The organism is Pseudoalteromonas shioyasakiensis (assembly GCF_019134595.1).
Lineage (GTDB): Bacteria > Pseudomonadota > Gammaproteobacteria > Enterobacterales > Alteromonadaceae > Pseudoalteromonas > Pseudoalteromonas shioyasakiensis_A.
In genome coordinates this window covers 552466-568760 of the sequence record NZ_CP077770.1, presented here as the reverse complement: position 1 = coordinate 568760, position 16295 = coordinate 552466, and the positions used below count along the sequence as shown (strand labels likewise).

The following is a 16295-nucleotide window of genomic DNA, read 5'->3' as shown; positions in this document are numbered from 1 at the left end:
TCCCTTTTATTAATTTACCGATATAGACTGTTGTTCATTTGCCAAGTGTTGCGGCAAGTCTATTTCTAAGGGCAGCCGTACCAAAATAGTGGCGCCCCCGTACTCATTGTTACTTGCCGAAATAGTGCCTTGATGTAAGGCTACAAATTCCCGACAAATAGCTAATCCAAGCCCAGTGCCTCCCGCACCACTGTTGGTTTTACTGCTTTGCTCAAACTTAGCAAAAATCTTTTCAAGCTCTTGTTCAGGGATCCCTATTCCGCGGTCAATAACAGCGATTTCGGCCATCTGCTCATTCACCGCTAAACTAATATCAATTTCGCTATTCGGCTCACTAAACTTCAGTGCATTACCGATCAAGTTACGCATAATTTGATTAATTTGTTCTTCGTCGCACTCAAGCACAATGCCTTGTTCAAAACCTATAGGCCGAATAGCAATACTTTTTTCAAGGGCTGTGCCCGACACATCATCAATGCTGGTTTTTATAATATTGCTTAAGTTATGCTTTTGCGGATTGAACGGGAATTTCCCGACATCGAGCTTTGATAGATCGAGCAAATTATTTAGCAGCGATAATAATCGCTCACCACTTTGCTCAATTCTAGATAGATACTTGTTTAACTTGTCTTTACTTAAATCGTCATTAGCAACCTTATCAAGCCCAAAGCGAGCAAAGCTTAAAATAGAATGCATAGGTGTTCTAAGTTCATGAGACATGTTCGCTAAAAACTCAGATTTACTATGATTTGCCGCTTCTGCCACATTTTTAGCATGCTCTAACTGAGCAGTACGGGCTTTGACCTCTTCTTCAAGCAAATCTTTAGCTTCAACGAGTAAATCTTCTTTCTCTTTAAGATGCGTAACGTTCTTAAAGATCACCGCTAGCGCAATTTCTCCGTGGTGGTCGATTTCGTTAAACGAGCCAACTAAAGGCACCTCACTGCCATTTTTCTTGAGTAGTCGTAAGTCACAACTAAATTGTCGGTTTTTACTTAAAGTCGCAATCTTATCTTTGATGCGCTCAGTTGAAGCAACATCAAAAAATTCAAAAACAGAGCAATTCTCAAATTCTTTCAGCGGCTTTTCAAAAAGCTGCTCGCAGGCGTCGTTAGTTTCTATAACCTTGCCACCACGCTCAAATAGAATGATGGCATCGGGTGTGTGTTTAAAGATAACCCGAAGTAAACTGTCTTTTTCGATGAGCGCATCAACTGTATTTTGCAAACGCTCTACTAATTCAGTGTTATGACGCCTTAATAGCTCTGTTTGCCAAAGTTTGTGTACGGACTGCAGTAAAGTATTATCATCAACCGGCTTGATAAGAACATCTTCCACCCCTTGGCGAATAGCTGCCACCATAGAGACTTGGTCTGGTTTAGAGGTATAAAGCAAACATCGACTATTCGGCAGGCGTGTTTTGAGCTTATTAAAGAGCTCAAGCCCAGTGCCATCTGTAAAAGTAAAATCACTAATGAGTAAATCAATATTCTGCTCTTTAATAACATCCATAGCAGACACAGTATTATCAGCTGTGAAGGTTTTAATATGTGCCCCTTTTAGGTTTAAGGCAATTTGAGCTAAGCGCTCTTCACAGTGGTCTACAAGTAACACGGTAGGTAGTTGAAGAATATTATCGCTGTCGAGCTCAAGCACCCCTTCTAATAATGAGCTGATCTCTTTATTTGCAAAGAAGGGGTAAATCACCACAGCATTAGGTAATAGGCGGTTTACTTCACTAAAATGTTCTAGCAAATCACTACGTTGCGCTTTGGGCGCTAAAAGCATGAAGTGTTCTTGTGAGAACACTTCCATTAGCGTTTTAATAACGGTGGTTGGCACACCATGAGAAGCTGCAACAAGATCAAAGTCTTGCTCTAAAACAGCATCATCAACCAATGCAAAATGTAATAGCTCAACTCGACAGCCAATTAGCTCTAACAACACCTTAACCCGCATTGCTAAAACACTATTGCTATCAACAATTAAAATTCTTCGCACAGTAGACTAGACTCGCTTAATAATAAATACCTATTTTAGCGTAGCCTAAAATCGCAATGGGTCACAATTTGTACCGCATTTTTTTATTAGCTTTTTAGCTAATTAACTGTCTAAACGCTTACCTAAAATAGTAAGGCTATAGGCTTTATCATCCATAATCGCAATCTCAGGAAGCTCTCCCCAAACCTTGTAATCAAAGCGATTAAACAGTTTTATACTTGGTAGGTTATGACTAAAGATAAAAGCTAATAACACCTTGATATCAAGTGTTTTTGCATGCTGTTCTGAAAATGTAAGCAATTGTTTACCAAGTCCTTTCCCTTGAGCTTGCTGGGTGATGTAAATGCTAATTTCAACAGTACCATCATAGGCAGGTCGGCCATAAAATGACTTATAACTCAGCCAAGCAAGCACTTTACCTTGTTGCTCAAAAACAAAGATAGGTCTTTTCTCTGTATGGCTATCAAACCAGGCTTGTTTGTCTGCAACCGATACCTCTTCGGTATCTGCAGTTACCATACGCCCAGGGATGGTCTCGTTATAAATAGCGACTATGTCAGTTAAATCGGTTTGTGTTGCTTTGCGAATCGTCATAAATAGCTGAAATTAAATGATCACTTTGCTGCATATTAGCGTATATTCATCACAAATAACTAGCGGGAAATAACTATGTATAAATATGCTTTGTTACTTGCAGCAGGCCTAATAACAACTAACCTTGCAGCACAAACCACTGAGGCTACGCCAACAGCTAAAGCAAGCAGCCAATGTGATGACTTTACCAACGTTACAATGAGAAAGTTACGCTCAAAAGAGTCAATTAACTTCTGCGAATTCAAAGACAAACCACTGCTCATTGTAAATACCGCTAGTAATTGTGGTTTTACCGGCCAGTTTGAAGGCTTAGAAGCCATTCATAAAGAATATAAAGACCAAGGCTTGGTCGTATTAGGGTTCCCATCAGATGACTTTTTCCAAGAAGAAGACGATGAAAAAGACACGGCAAAAGTATGCTTCATCAATTATGGCGTAACCTTCAATATGCTGGCTACCAGTGCCGTTCGCGGTAGCGATGCAAACCCGATATTCAAACACCTAAACGAAGCAACCAGCTCACCTAACTGGAACTTTTACAAATATTTAGTGTCTGCAGATCGTAAGACAGTGCAGCGCTTTAATAGTAAAACTAAGCCACAATCGCAAACTTTACGCGATGCAATTGAAGCTGAGCTAACTGCAAAATAAATTTAATTTTTCGTTCGGTAAATATTGAACTAAACTAGTAATTTAATACTAAAACACACATTAGGAGATGTTATGGCAGTAGCCAGTGCAAGACACATTCTCGTAGACAGTGAAGCTCACTGTTTAGATTTAAAACAGCAAATTGAGCAAGGAGCTGACTTTGCAGAGCTTGCTCGTGCTAACTCTAATTGCCCATCTGGTCAAGATGGCGGTGCATTAGGTGAGTTTGGCCCTGGCATGATGGTTCCAGAATTCGACAAAGTCGTATTCTCTGCACCAATTAACCAAGTTCAAGGCCCAGTGCAAACCCAGTTTGGTTATCATCTTCTAGAAGTAACAAGCCGTACTGACTAATTGACAAATTGATTTCAAAAAGCCGCTTCACAGCGGCTTTTTTTTGCAAAGGACACCATCATGCAATTACTAGGCTCGACCACATCACCTTTTGTGCGCCGTATTCGGATTTGGGCGACACTTAATAACCTACCTATTGATTTTATTAATTTGGATATTTTCTCAGAGCAAGACAGACAAACCATGATTGCTCATAACCCTGCCAGAAAAATTCCTGTATTAATCGACCATTATTTTACCTTATGTGATTCCAACTCAATTATTCGCTACCTGCTCGAAAAAGCTGATCAGCCGTTACTTAGCTGGCAGCAAGAGAACTACTTAACCATTATCAATGCCTGCAATGATTCACTGGTAGAAATTTTACTTTGTCAGCGTTCTGGGTTTGATACCAACAGCGACAAACTATTTTTTAATTTACAGAATGAACGAATTGTTGAAACATTAGCCTATTTAAATACTCATTTATCGGAGCCAGTATTTAAAAGCTGTGAATACCTCAACATCAGTTTATACTGCTTGCTAGATTGGATCCGCTTCCGCGAATTAACTGATTTTAGCCAACTAGAAAACTTAGTTGATTTTTATCATAAATTCTCCGATAAAGCGGCGGTACAACAAACAGATCCACGAATATAAAGATAAGGGTTACGCAAATGAGCGATATCGAAATTGAATCAGAATTAGTTAGCTTTGTAGAAAAAGTTCGTTTGAACGAATCTATGTGGGCACTGGGTGCCGAAGATGGTGGTTTTGTTGTCTGTGAATCAAACCAATTTAGCGACACTGATGTCTTATTACTTTGGGGTACTAAAGACGCTGCAAAAGTACAATGCAAAGACGAGTGGCAAGACTATACCCCTGTTGAAATTGGCCTAGACGAATTTCTTGATGAGTGGGTTGAAGACCTTAACGAAGATGATGCGCTTGTTGGTTTAAACTGGAACGATGATCAAGTATGCGTTGAAATCGAACCGGTTGGTTTAGCTAAAGCTCTTTGCGATTAATAGCAATCCTTAAGCTTATAACGACACGGCCGTATTTATGGCAGTGTCGTTAAGCTGGAAACTTGATACTTATATTGATTTTAACAATAGAACCACTATTACTTGCAATCAATGCCTTGCCTAAATCGCTTTTAATTCCAACTGAAACTCGCACCTTGAGGTGGTTTGGGTATATCAGTTATACTCTTCGACACATCTTTATTATCAAGGTATTAGGTTGAAGTCCCATCTTGGTCGTAGGCCCTTTTCGGCCATGGAATTACATACCCTGTATAATGGTTACATTTATGGTGATCAGCGTTTAGCACGTGAACAAGCTAAGCATTGGCACTTTTGGCTGCCTTTATTTGCCTATTACACCGGTGCCTACAGCGATGAAATTGGCCATTTAACCCTTGATAATATTGTCACCCTTGATGGAATTCGCTGCTTTGATTTTCATACACATGGCAAGATAAAACCCCGCTATGTGCCTATCCACAATGCATTACTCGATGCAGGACTTGACCAATACTTAGGCTATTTAAATGAGCAAAACCAGCAACGGTTGATGTTTGATTTACCCGCTAAAACAGGTCGCTATAGCGAAAAAGTGCGCATTTGGTTTTCGGGTGAAGGTGAACGCGCTGGTTATTTACAAAAGTGCGCTATTCCTACTGTTGATCAGCAAGGTATGAAAACCGCGATAAGCAGCTTACGGCTCAACTTTGAACAACAAGTGCGAATTCATGCACTGCAAGCCAACTGCAAAGACGCCTTTAACTACTTGCTTGGTTTTAAAGATTTCAACGAGCAACGCTTTACTGATATGCAGTTATTAAATACCGTGCTACAAAACATACGACAAATAAACCCGCAACTGCATTGGCAGCGTTTCATTGACCGCCATAATTAACTGACAAACTTTGTTACTAACTATTTATTACTGTTCAAATTAAAACCTGATAGCATGGTGATTCGCCCCTCATAGCAGGTGCCTTTCTAACAACAAAAAATCAGGGATACTTATGTTCTTAAAAAGCCTATTAACGGTGAGTGTTGCACTTGCTGTTAGCTCTGCCCATGCCAATGAATATGTTATCGAAAAGCTTGCCAAGCCTAGCTCACAACAAGTAGAACTTACGCTTGATCCTGCCAAAGACAATTTTTCTGGTCATACCGAAATTGCTTTAGAGGTTCTAAAAGCAACGAATTATATCGAATTAAACGGTATTGATTATGCAGTGAGCATGGCGAAAATTTTAGGTGCAGAAAACTGCGACCTAAGTGCTGAAATGCTAAAAACAGGCAAAGTTAAATTTGCTTGTGAAGAAAAAATTCAGCCAGGTAAATACACTTTAAAAGTTGATTTTACCGCACCTTATAACCGCCAAAGTGTTGGTTTATATAAAACGCTAGATCAAGGCACGCCTTATCTTTTCACGCAATTTGAAATGAGCGATGCGCGTCGTGCATTCCCGGTTTTTGACGAGCCAAGTTATAAAATTCCATTTCAGCTAACTATCACAGCGCCAACATCACAAAAAGTGTATGCCAATACACCGGTTTTAAAAACCAAAGTAGATGGCGATATGACAACGCACTTTTTCGACAAAACGCCACCGATTCCTTCGTACTTAGTCGCTATGGCTGTGGGCCCATTTGAAGAGCTTGAAATAAAAGGCATGCCAATCCCTGGCCGCGTATTGACTCCACAAGGTAAAATTCACCTTGCTGATTACGCAAAAGAAAATATGCCGCGTGTGTTAAAAGCGCTAGAAGATTATTTTGGCATTCCTTACGTATATAAAAAGCTAGACTCAGTGGCAGTACCAGAGTTCCCATTTGGCGCAATGGAAAACGCAGGCCTAGTAACTTATCGTGAAGACATTTTACTAGTAGACCTAGCAACAGCAACGCGCAGCAAAAAAGAGCGTAATGTATCAATCATTGCCCATGAGTTAGCTCACCAGTGGTACGGTAACCTAGTGACTATGAAGTGGTGGAATGATTTATGGTTAAACGAAGCATTCGCAAGCTGGATGGCAGCGAAAATCACTGCACAAATCAACCCTGAATTTGAGTCGCACTTAGACTTACCACAAAACCATGTAATGGCACTGGATGCGCGTTTAAGTACTAAACCTATTCGTAAGCCAATCAAAACTGAAGCTGACATCATGGATGGCCTTGGCCTTGCCTACAGTAAAGGGAGTGCGGTTTTATCTATGGTTGAAAACTGGATTGGCGAAGAGGCATTCCAGCAAGGTATTCGTGCTTACTTGAAAAAATTCTCGTATAAAAATGCAGAAGCTGCTGATCTATGGCAAGCACTAGGCGAAGCGTCTAATAAAGATGTAGCAAGTGTTCTTAAATCATTTATCGAACAATCATCTTTCCCACTTATCAAAGTAACGCAAGATGGTAAGAAAATTAATATCAGTCAAAGCCGCTTTGTAAATGCTGGCGTTGATGCACCTGCACAACTGTGGAATGTTCCGGTTGCAATTAAGTATGGTGCGGGCGACAAAGTTAAAACCGCAAGTGTACTGCTGAATAAAGAAACACAGCAACTGACTCTCGACTTTGAACCTGAGTGGATCTACCCAGATCAAGGTGCCATGGGTTATTACCGCTGGGTATTAGATGATGCTCAGTTTAATGCTCTGCTAGAAAATGCCGCAGATAAGCTAACGGTTCGTGAACGCTTAGCGCTACTTTCTGCGGTTGATTCATTACTTGATGCAGGTGTTATCTCTGCGGCTCACTTAATGCAAACTTTAGAAGCCTTTGTGAGTGATGCTCACCCATTAGTAGCAAACACAGCGTTAGGTTACCTTGCTTCTCAAAAACGCGTATTCGAAGACGACAGCAACCGTGACTTATGGCCTAAGTTTATCCGTAACAGCATTGCACCAGCTGCTAAACAATATGGTTTAACAGCAAAAGCAGGTGAAGATGCAGCGGTATCGCAATTGCGTGCGCAAGTTATTGCCCGTTTAGGTTTTGATGGCCAAGACCAAAAAGTCATTGATACTGCAAAAGCACAAGCGGCACTGTACTTAAACAACCCTGAAAATGTTGACCCATATTTAGCCTCAACTTACTTAAACCTTGCGGCTTACCATGGCGATGCGAAGTTACTTAAAAAGTACAAGCAAACCTTTAAAACCACCAAAGATCCACAAGTGCGTACTAAGATGCTGGCAGCGATGGGTTACTTTGGTAAACCTGAGTTACAAAAAGCGGTTCTAGAGTACAGCTTAACAGATAACGTAACAGCCTCTGATATGCGTACGTTATTAGGTGGTTTAGGCTATGGTAAAGAACGTGAAGCACTGTTTATTGAGTGGATTTACAACAATTACGATGCCATCACTAAGAACTTACCGCCGTTCTTTGTACCAAACTTACCGTTCTTCACGACGGCAAGCTGTGATGCGAAAAGCCTAGAGAAAACCAAAACCTTCTTCAACGATAAAATCACTGAAGTACCAGGTTATGCACGTTCTCTTAGTAAGCTTGAAGAAAGCATTAATGATTGTATTGCACTGAAAAACCGTGAGTTAAACTCGGTGAATAGCTTCCTTAAGCGATAATTAAAGCAAATGCAAAAAGGGCCACAATGTGGCCCTTTTTTATTGCGCTAAAATAGCAGTTAACTTAGTTATAAATTGCTCTGCAGCTTCAGGTGAGGTGACTTTAAACGCAATACCATAATGAATGGGCTGTGCACTTTTATGAATGCGAGTTGGAAAACGGGTCATTTCACTACTGTGAAAATAATCTTTGATACGCGTAATGCCCTCTATTGACTCGAAATCAGCACTGAATACTTCAAATATAGGTCTAATAACGATTTTAGCTTGGCCACTTTGCTCATGAACATAAAATGCCTCTTTTGAGCTAGCTGGCATAAATTCGTTAATATTTTTAATCTTAAAATTACTGCGGCAGCCCGCTTTAACCAGCTGTACACTCACTTGCTCGGCAGAAAAAGACAAAGGCGTTCCTTACATATAACGTGGATAGTTTAGCCACAGTACAGCAATCAGGCAAAAACCGTTACTCATTTATTACATACAAATGCCAGTTTGCTCTGTTTGTAATTTAACCGTGAGATTGAACCTTCACAAAAGCGTCTTAAATCAAGCCACTGTGATACCACTTCAGGCTCAGTCAAACTGCGCTTATGAACTCGGTTATTAACCGCATAGGCCACAGTGTCTTTGTCAATTAAAGCAAAGTCTTGCACCGACTCAGGTAATCTAAATAAATCACTAACTTCCCCAGTTTGCGGTGCAAAGCGTGCAACCCAGTGTTGGTTATCTTTGTTATAACTAAATAAATAACTGTTTGTGTGCTTATCAAAAATTAAAGTACGGCCAATATCACCGGCAATGACACGTGGTTTAGCCGCAGCAACGCGAGTGTATTGTAATGTATGCGGCTCACCTAAGATAAACATAATCAGGTCTTCATCAGCGCCCCAAGCGTGGTAGCCAACCGGCTCAATCCATTCAAAAATTCGGCTAGCAACAGATTCTTCTGCTAATGGATACTGCCATAACTTTTGCTTGCCATCTGCTTCAACCACGATTGCCGACAAGGCTTGCTGATTTGGCATCAGCGTAGGCGAGTATTCACTGACAGGCGTGTTGGTGATATTCACGCTGCTCTTAGATGTAAAGTCATAAAACGCAATATCGGTTTGTGACTGGCCATTTTCGTCAACAACCTCATGGGTATAGTAAAGCCCTGTATCAACTAAAAATGGTTGATTATTATAAGCTTTATCATCTGTTACTCGCGACACCTGCATACCATAAGGGGTGTCTAACTCGGCAAGTAATATTTCGCTTTTAGGCATCGCTGCATGTACGTGACTGGTAAACAATGTCCCTGCTGCGACGAAAAGTAAAGACGAAATCAATTTCATGTTGTTCTCTCGTTTTAATTTTTATCAGCCCATGATAGCGTTAATTAATCCGCCAGTCACTTGACCTTACCATGCTCGACCTTTATAACTAGGACGTGTTCGTTTTTTATCAGTTTCTACTGATTGATTTTATGCACGATAATACCAATCGAGCTAAGTAACTGACCATTTAACACGCTAGAATGGTTAACAATTCAAGCCGACTGGTATCAACAATAACGAGAATAATTATGTCAGCTAAACACCCTATCATCGCTATTACCGGTTCATCTGGGGCGGGGACTACTACAACCACCAATGCGATTAAGCACATTTTTAGAAGCTTAAGCATTGATGCAGCCTTCATCGAAGGCGATAGCTTTCATCGTTATACACGTCCAGAAATGGATAAAAAAGTCCGTGAAGCACAACAAGAAGGCAAGCATATTAGCTACTTTGGCCGAGAAGCTAACGATTTTGGCGCCCTTGAGGAGCTTTTTTATCAATATGGCGAAACCGGGCAAGGTAAAATCAGACGCTACTTACATACTTTCGACGAAGCGGTTCCTTATAACCAATTACCGGGCACCTTTACCCCTTGGCAAGACTTAGAATCAAATACAGATATCTTATTCTATGAAGGTCTACATGGTGGTGCTGTCGATGAGAATCATGATGTTGCTAAGCATGTCGATTTATTGATTGGTATGGTGCCTATTATCAACCTTGAGTGGATCCAAAAGCTCATTCGCGACACCTCTGAACGAGGCCACTCTCGTGAAGCGGTAATGGGCTCTATTGTGCGCTCGATGGACGATTACATAAATCATATTACTCCGCAGTTTTCGCGTACTCATATTAACTTCCAGCGAGTGCCGACGGTTGATACCTCAAACCCATTCAGCGCAAAAGATATTCCTTCTTTAGACGAAAGCTTTGTTGTTATTCGCTTTCGTGGCATCGATGACGTAGATTTTCCGTACTATTTGAGCATGATTGAAGGCAGCTTTATGTCTCGTATCAATACCCTTGTGGTACCTGGAGGCAAAATGGGTTTAGCTATGGAGCTTGTGTTAACCCCATTGATCAAAGATATTATTTTGAAAAAGCGCGCCCTTGAAAATTTAGCCCCGGTTGACTTGCCGATTTAACTCACTCGGGTACACTGCTGACTCTGGTGAAAACAATGGAGTCGTCGGCTTGAAACAAACTTTACGTGTTATTGTTGGTTCAAAGAACCCCGTTAAAATTAACGCGGCTAAACATGTCTTTAGTCTTTATTTCCCAAATCATACCATTGAATGCAAAGGCGAACATGCGCCTTCTGGCGTGCCTGATCAGCCACTAGGTGAAGATGAAACCCGTATCGGTGCTGAGAATCGTGTTAAGTATTGCCAAGATCATTTTGACGCCGACTTTTATGCAGCAATGGAAGGTGGCGCAGAACAATTTAGTTATGGCGCTGCAACCTTTGCCTTTGTGGTGATTGCAAATAAGCAGCAATTTAGCGTTGGTCGCAGTAGCAACCTGCCGTTACCGCAACCTTTTTACGATGCCTTGCTGGCTGGCAAAGAGCTAGGTGATGTGATGGATGAGGCATTCAATACCGTTAATATCAAACAACAAGGTGGCGCTATTGGCTTATTAACCAATCACCTTGCTACTCGCGAAAGTACTTATGTACAAGCGCTGACACTGGCCATGGCGCCATTTTCACACCCTACCCTATTCAATCAGTAATTAGGATAACCATGAAGTATAGCCACGTATTATTCGATGCAGATGAAACGCTATTTAGCTTTAATGCATTTGAGGGTTTAAAAGTGATGTTCGCGCATTACAGCGTAGAATTTACTGAGTCAGATTATCATCATTACCAAGCAACCAATAAACCGCTTTGGGTTGCATATCAAAAGCACGAAATTACTGCCAGTGAGCTACAGATAACTCGCTTTACAGAATGGGCTAATAGACTCGATGTGCCAGCAAAAGAGCTTAACGATGGCTTCTTGGATGCTATGGCTTCTATTTGTGTGCCGCTTCCTGGTGCGGTTGAATTATTGACTAAACTAAAGCCACACGCCAAGCTAGGCATTATTACCAATGGATTTGCTAAGTTACAACAAAAACGCCTAGAGCACACCGGTTTACAGGATATGTTCGATTGGCTAGTTATTTCAGAGTTAGTCGGTAAAGCAAAGCCTGCCCCAGAGATTTTTCAACATACATTTCAATTAATGGGCAATCCGCCAAAAGAGCAGATTTTAATGGTGGGTGATACCGCTGCTAGTGATATTTTAGGTGGTCACAATGTGGGTATCGACACGTGTTGGTTACAACACCCGGGAGTTGAGCTACCAGAAGATATTAAACCAACTTATCAAATCAATCAGTTGGTCGAGCTTGAAGCTATTCTAGGGTTATAATTCTTGATAATAGTTTGGCAAAAAAAATGACGCTCAAAGCGTCATTTTTTATAACTGTAATATGCTTGCGATTAAGCTGTCGCTACTTCTAGGCCTGGTGCTGGCATAGTTACTGGGGTATCGAAAGTTGCCCATTCCCATGCTGACTCAGTCGCCATAATTTTACGAAGTAGTTTATTGTTTAAATCATGGCCTGATTTATAAGCCGTGATTTTACCTAGAATGTTGTGGCCAGTCATAAACATATCGCCCACACAGTCTAAGATCTTGTGTTTAACAAACTCATCGCTATAACGTAAGCCGTTTGGATTAAGTACTTTAAACTCATCCAATACAACTGCGTTATCCATGCTACCACCTAATGCTAGGTTGTTAGCGTGCATATACTCGATATCTTTCATAAAGCCGAAAGTACGTGCGCGGCTGATTTCTTCAGTGAAGCTTTGTGCCGTGATATCTAAACCGATACGTTGGCGGCTTTCATTGATTGCTGGGTGATCAAACGCAATTTCAAAATCGATGTGGAAACCATCGTATGGTTCGATCTCAGCCCATTTATCGCCTTCTTCAATGCGTACTTTTTCTTTAATACGAATAAAGCGCTTAGCTGCATTTACTTCTTTAATGCCGCCTTTTTGTAACAAATAGATGAATGGTAATGCACTACCATCCATAATTGGTACTTCTGAGCTGTCTAATTCAACAATTAGATTATCAATACCCATTGCCGCTACCGCCGCAATAAGGTGCTCAGTCGTTGATAAGCGAACGCCATCTTTGTTTGTTAAACAGGTACACAGTTGCGTATCACCAACGGCTTCTGGTGTTGTTTCAAAATCAACAACCGGATCAAGGTCTACGCGACGAAATACTATCCCAGTATTTGCGCTCGCAGGTCGGAGAGTAATAGTGACCTTCTCACCTTTATGAAGTCCAATTCCTATGGCTTTGACTACTTCTGCAATCGTACGCTGTTTAATCATAGGTTCGCTCACTTATAGTTACAGTTAGACGGCGAATTGTATCATAAATACATCCAGCTGCCAATTTGTTTATTTATCGAACAAAATAACCAGTAAAAGTCTTTTTAGTCAGCTTGCTTTCTAAGAAAAGCAGGGATATCGAAATAATCTCCCCCTTCTGACTTATCAGATTTTTTGCTGCTCTCAGTGCTGCTTGATACTGAGCTGCTCGATGTGCTTTGTTGTACTGGCTCTTGCTTTTCAGGCGCAGATGACATGCTTACATCATCGCTGCTACCTTGACTTGCAAAGCTTGGTACATACATGCTGCTAGTTGTTTGATTCATTGAGCTTTGTACATCAGAGCCTGATGCTTTCTTAAAGCCATTATCAACAATACCAAACTGAGGACGACGATCGCCGCCTAAACCTGTTGCAACAACCGTTACACGTAACTCGTCGCTCATTTCAGGGTCAATTACCGCACCAACAACCACTGTTGCGTTTTCTGACGCAAGAGCTTTAACGTGGTTACCAACAATTTCAAATTCTTCAATCGCAATATCCATACCTGCAGTGATATTAACTAGGATACCTTTAGCACCTGTTAAATCGACATCTTCAAGTAGTGGGCTTGAGATAGCGGCTTCTGCTGCTTCTTGAGCACGGTCAGGACCAGACGCAGATGCTGTGCCCATCATCGCAGTACCCATCGCTGACATAACTGTACGTACGTCGGCGAAATCCACGTTGATTAGACCTGAACGTGTGATTAGCTCTGCAATACCTTGTACCGCACCAAATAACACGTCATTCGCTTTTGCGAAGGCATCTAATAGTGTAGTGCCTTTGCCTAAAACTTTAAGCAATTTATTGTTCGGAATTGTAATAAGTGAGTCTACAGTTTCTGACAATTCATTAATGCCTTGTTCAGCAGCTGCAGCACGCTTTTTACCTTCAAAGTCAAACGGGCGCGTTACAACAGCAACCGTTAAAATGCCTAACTCTTTAGCAATTTTAGCAACCACTGGCGCAGCACCTGTACCAGTTCCACCGCCCATACCAGCTGCGATGAACACCATGTCAGCGCCTTCAAGGCTGGCACGGATAGTCTCAGCGTCTTCTTCAGCAGAGTTACGACCCACTTCAGGGTTAGCACCCGCACCTAGACCAGAGGTGATTTGTGTACCTAGCTGTACAGTTACATCTGCTGATGAATTACGTAATGCTTGTGCATCCGTATTCGCAGCAATGAAACGTACGCCTTCAATTTGTTGTTTTACCATGTGCTCAACAGCGTTACCGCCGCCACCGCCCACGCCAATTACTTTAATGACAGCTTCTTCGCTGTGCTGTTCCATCATATCAAACATGTTTACTCTCCGACTTGAGTCTTAAAACTCACCTTGGAACCACTTAGTAATACGGTTCCACCAATTATTATCACCTTCAGCTTTCGACTTTTGTGCATTCATCGATTGCATTGTACGGCCGTATTGTAACAAACCAACCGCGGTCGCGTACGAAGGATCATCTACATAATCTGTCAAACCAACAATCCCGATTGGTTTGCCAATTCTGACTGGCATTTGGAAAATGTCTTCTGCCACTTCCATTGCACCCGTCATTTTTGCTGTTCCGCCAGTAATGACGAGACCTGCAGCAATTTGGTCTTCAAAACCTGAGCGGCGTATTTCTTCCATCGCCAACTCGAATAATTCTCTAAAACGTGGCTCAACAACCTCAGCTAAGGTATGGCGCGACATAATACGCGCAGGTCGGCCACCAACACTCGGTACTTCAATTGTGTCTTCGTTGCTTGCCATTTGGCTACTCGCACACGCATATTGTACTTTGAGTGACTCAGCATGTGATATAGGTGTTCTAAATATTTTTGCAATATCACCAGTCACTTGGTTACCCGCCACTGGAATAACCGCTGAATGACGAAGCGCACCATTAATATAAATGGTGATATCCATGGTGCCACCACCAATATCTAACACGGCTACACCCAGTTCTTTTTCGTCATCTGTGAGTACTGAGTAACATGATGCCAATGCAGTAAAGATCAACTGATCCACCTCAAGGCCACAACGCTCAACACATTTCTCGATATTCTTTGCCATATCATTTGAGCAAGTAATAATGTGCGCGCGAGCTTCCATACGCACACCGCTCATACCAAGTGGGTTTTTAATCCCTTCTTGCATATCGATGCTGTATTCTTGTGGCAATGCATGTAGCATTTTTCGTTCTGCCGAAATAGGCACTGAACGAGCAATGTGAATGACATTTTCAATATCTTCGTCAGTCACTTCCGTATTGTTAATTGCCACTACACCGCTTTCATTTTGGCACTGGATATGTTTTCCAGAAATACCTAAATAAACCGAGCTAATACGGCAATCAGCCATCAACTCAGCTTCATCTATAGCTCGACGAATCGATTCAGAAACAAGGTTAAGGTCGTTAACGCCGCCTTTATCCATACCATGCGATACTTGGCTGCCAACACCCACAATGCTTAGTTTGTTATCTGCGGTGATTTCACCAACGGTGGCCACAACTTTCGATGTGCCAACATCTAATCCAATCACTAGGTTTCTTTCTGCTGACTTGGTCATGCCTTACTCTTATTTTCTAATTGTTCTTCTTGCACTGGCTTCCAGCTCACTGCAAGGCCGGTATCATACCGTAAATCAACAACATCGATTTGTGCATCTGCACGTTGTTCCATGCGCGGATACACGTCAATAAAACGCTGTACACGCTTTGCTTTTTCTTTGCGGCCTAAGTTCAGGCGAATGCCGTTATCAAGCCATAACTGCCACGAAAAGCGCTCAGAAAGCGCTAAACTGGTCAGCTCTAAGTTATTCACTCTGAGCATTTCTTGAAATTGACTAAAAGCAGTCCACGCCTCGATTTCACTGCCTTCTGGGCCATATAGTTGTGGCAAGCTTGTAGGTAATTTATCACTACTTGCTTGGAACACCTCGCCTGCTTGGTTTAACAGTAAATCGCTGTTCCAATGCGCTACAGCTTGATGCTCAACAACGTATACTTGCAAGGTATCTGGCCATTGCTTTCTGACCGATGCCGTTGCCACCCACGGCAAGCTTTGTACTAAGCGTTGCACATGTTTTACGTCTAATTCAAAAAAACTCGATAAGTCGGCTTTTTTTATTGCACCAATAATTGCTTTCTCATCAGTATATTGGGGTTGCCCAAGTACTGATAAGTGCTTTATTTGTGCGTCTTTGTTCTCTACCAACCAATCTGAGACGCCTGTAGTGATCTTTACTAATGCAAAAATCACTACTAGAAAAAAGCTCACACCAAAAATCAACGACCAATTTAGCTGCTGTTTTAATTGTTGCGCTTTTTCTAAAAAAGGATGCAT

17 protein-coding genes are annotated in these 16295 nt (G+C 41.6%); 9 read left to right on the top strand and 8 right to left on the bottom strand.

Annotated elements, in window-relative coordinates; all coding sequences use genetic code 11:
- Positions 1 to 9 precede the first annotated feature (9 nt).
- Together KQP93_RS02750 and KQP93_RS02745 are read right to left on the bottom strand one after the other, a co-directional pair.
- Positions 10 to 1959 (bottom strand): hybrid sensor histidine kinase/response regulator, encoded by a 1950-nt coding sequence (locus KQP93_RS02750; protein WP_217876726.1) that lies wholly within the window; start codon positions 1957 to 1959, stop codon positions 10 to 12.
- 144 nt (positions 1960 to 2103) lie between these two features.
- Positions 2104 to 2595 carry a GNAT family N-acetyltransferase gene (locus tag KQP93_RS02745; RefSeq protein ID WP_062566482.1) on the bottom strand — a complete coding sequence of 164 codons (492 nt, stop codon included), beginning with the start codon at positions 2593 to 2595 and terminating at the stop codon, positions 2104 to 2106.
- A gap of 75 nt (positions 2596 to 2670) precedes the next feature.
- On the opposite strand from KQP93_RS02745, the gene KQP93_RS02740 reads away from it, so the two are divergent.
- From KQP93_RS02740 to KQP93_RS02715, 6 genes are all read left to right on the top strand, one after another.
- Positions 2671 to 3246: a glutathione peroxidase gene (locus KQP93_RS02740; RefSeq protein WP_054561036.1), complete on the top strand. Its 576-nt coding sequence runs from the start codon at positions 2671 to 2673 to the stop codon at positions 3244 to 3246.
- A 72-nt stretch (positions 3247 to 3318) separates the two neighbouring features.
- A complete protein-coding gene (locus tag KQP93_RS02735; protein WP_217875727.1) occupies positions 3319 to 3600 on the top strand; it encodes a peptidylprolyl isomerase in 282 nt (93 codons plus the stop codon).
- A gap of 60 nt (positions 3601 to 3660) precedes the next feature.
- A complete protein-coding gene (locus tag KQP93_RS02730) occupies positions 3661 to 4239 on the top strand; it encodes a glutathione S-transferase family protein (protein WP_217875726.1) in 579 nt (192 codons plus the stop codon).
- A gap of 17 nt (positions 4240 to 4256) precedes the next feature.
- Entirely contained in the window at positions 4257 to 4607 is a 351-nt protein-coding gene (locus tag KQP93_RS02725; protein ID WP_217875725.1) for a DUF2750 domain-containing protein, read from the top strand.
- Positions 4608 to 4824: 217 nt separating this feature from the next.
- Entirely contained in the window at positions 4825 to 5502 is a 678-nt protein-coding gene (locus tag KQP93_RS02720) for a hypothetical protein (protein WP_217875724.1), read from the top strand.
- 112 nt (positions 5503 to 5614) lie between these two features.
- A complete protein-coding gene (locus KQP93_RS02715; protein ID WP_175082494.1) occupies positions 5615 to 8185 on the top strand; it encodes a M1 family metallopeptidase in 2571 nt (856 codons plus the stop codon).
- 39 nt (positions 8186 to 8224) lie between these two features.
- On the opposite strand, the gene KQP93_RS02710 is transcribed toward KQP93_RS02715, so the two are convergent.
- Positions 8225 to 8590, bottom strand: coding sequence for a hypothetical protein (locus KQP93_RS02710; RefSeq protein ID WP_175078692.1), 366 nt, complete (start codon positions 8588 to 8590; stop codon positions 8225 to 8227).
- Positions 8591 to 8655: 65 nt separating this feature from the next.
- A complete protein-coding gene (locus KQP93_RS02705; protein WP_217875723.1) occupies positions 8656 to 9525 on the bottom strand; it encodes a hypothetical protein in 870 nt (289 codons plus the stop codon).
- Between the two features lie 230 nt (positions 9526 to 9755).
- On the opposite strand from KQP93_RS02705, the gene KQP93_RS02700 reads away from it, so the two are divergent.
- The 3 genes from KQP93_RS02700 to yjjG are packed head-to-tail and all read left to right on the top strand — an operon-like array spanning position 9756 to position 11930.
- On the top strand, positions 9756 to 10655 hold the full coding sequence (locus tag KQP93_RS02700) for a phosphoribulokinase (protein WP_054561042.1): 900 nt from the start codon (positions 9756 to 9758) through the stop codon (positions 10653 to 10655).
- 49 nt (positions 10656 to 10704) lie between these two features.
- Entirely contained in the window at positions 10705 to 11244 is a 540-nt protein-coding gene (yjjX, locus tag KQP93_RS02695; RefSeq protein ID WP_217875722.1) for an inosine/xanthosine triphosphatase, read from the top strand.
- Positions 11245 to 11255: 11 nt separating this feature from the next.
- Complete coding sequence (yjjG, locus tag KQP93_RS02690) at positions 11256 to 11930, top strand: pyrimidine 5'-nucleotidase (protein ID WP_217875721.1); 675 nt, start codon at positions 11256 to 11258, stop codon at positions 11928 to 11930.
- Positions 11931 to 12001: 71 nt separating this feature from the next.
- Here the strand turns inward: yjjG and lpxC are convergent, their stop codons facing one another.
- The 4 genes from lpxC to KQP93_RS02670 all read right to left on the bottom strand — a co-directional run bounded on the left by lpxC (position 12002) and on the right by KQP93_RS02670 (position 16295).
- Positions 12002 to 12913 (bottom strand): UDP-3-O-acyl-N-acetylglucosamine deacetylase, encoded by a 912-nt coding sequence (lpxC, locus tag KQP93_RS02685; RefSeq protein ID WP_036971181.1) that lies wholly within the window; start codon positions 12911 to 12913, stop codon positions 12002 to 12004.
- A gap of 104 nt (positions 12914 to 13017) precedes the next feature.
- Complete coding sequence (gene ftsZ, locus KQP93_RS02680; protein ID WP_217875720.1) at positions 13018 to 14265, bottom strand: cell division protein FtsZ; 1248 nt, start codon at positions 14263 to 14265, stop codon at positions 13018 to 13020.
- A gap of 21 nt (positions 14266 to 14286) precedes the next feature.
- Positions 14287 to 15519 (bottom strand): cell division protein FtsA, encoded by a 1233-nt coding sequence (ftsA, locus tag KQP93_RS02675; protein WP_054552726.1) that lies wholly within the window; start codon positions 15517 to 15519, stop codon positions 14287 to 14289.
- On the bottom strand, positions 15516 to 16295 hold the full coding sequence (locus tag KQP93_RS02670) for a cell division protein FtsQ/DivIB (RefSeq protein ID WP_217875719.1): 780 nt from the start codon (positions 16293 to 16295) through the stop codon (positions 15516 to 15518). The genes ftsA and KQP93_RS02670 overlap by 4 nt, the downstream gene beginning before the upstream one ends.

Bases quoted from the DNA above. Each gene is read 5' to 3' on its own strand.
- KQP93_RS02750 (WP_217876726.1), bottom strand. From the start codon at position 1,959: ATGCGGGTTAAGGTGTTGTTAGAGCTAATTGGCTGTCGAGTTGAGCTA.
- KQP93_RS02745 (WP_062566482.1), bottom strand. From the start codon at position 2,595: ATGACGATTCGCAAAGCAACACAAACCGATTTAACTGACATAGTCGCT.
- KQP93_RS02740 (WP_054561036.1), top strand. From the start codon at position 2,671: ATGTATAAATATGCTTTGTTACTTGCAGCAGGCCTAATAACAACTAAC.
- KQP93_RS02735 (WP_217875727.1), top strand. From the start codon at position 3,319: ATGGCAGTAGCCAGTGCAAGACACATTCTCGTAGACAGTGAAGCTCAC.
- KQP93_RS02730 (WP_217875726.1), top strand. From the start codon at position 3,661: ATGCAATTACTAGGCTCGACCACATCACCTTTTGTGCGCCGTATTCGG.
- KQP93_RS02725 (WP_217875725.1), top strand. From the start codon at position 4,257: ATGAGCGATATCGAAATTGAATCAGAATTAGTTAGCTTTGTAGAAAAA.
- KQP93_RS02715 (WP_175082494.1), top strand. From the start codon at position 5,615: ATGTTCTTAAAAAGCCTATTAACGGTGAGTGTTGCACTTGCTGTTAGC.
- KQP93_RS02705 (WP_217875723.1), bottom strand. From the start codon at position 9,525: ATGAAATTGATTTCGTCTTTACTTTTCGTCGCAGCAGGGACATTGTTT.
- KQP93_RS02700 (WP_054561042.1), top strand. From the start codon at position 9,756: ATGTCAGCTAAACACCCTATCATCGCTATTACCGGTTCATCTGGGGCG.
- yjjG (WP_217875721.1), top strand. From the start codon at position 11,256: ATGAAGTATAGCCACGTATTATTCGATGCAGATGAAACGCTATTTAGC.
- lpxC (WP_036971181.1), bottom strand. From the start codon at position 12,913: ATGATTAAACAGCGTACGATTGCAGAAGTAGTCAAAGCCATAGGAATT.
- ftsZ (WP_217875720.1), bottom strand. From the start codon at position 14,265: ATGTTTGATATGATGGAACAGCACAGCGAAGAAGCTGTCATTAAAGTA.
- ftsA (WP_054552726.1), bottom strand. From the start codon at position 15,519: ATGACCAAGTCAGCAGAAAGAAACCTAGTGATTGGATTAGATGTTGGC.
- KQP93_RS02670 (WP_217875719.1), bottom strand. From the start codon at position 16,295: ATGCATCCTTTTTTAGAAAAAGCGCAACAATTAAAACAGCAGCTAAAT.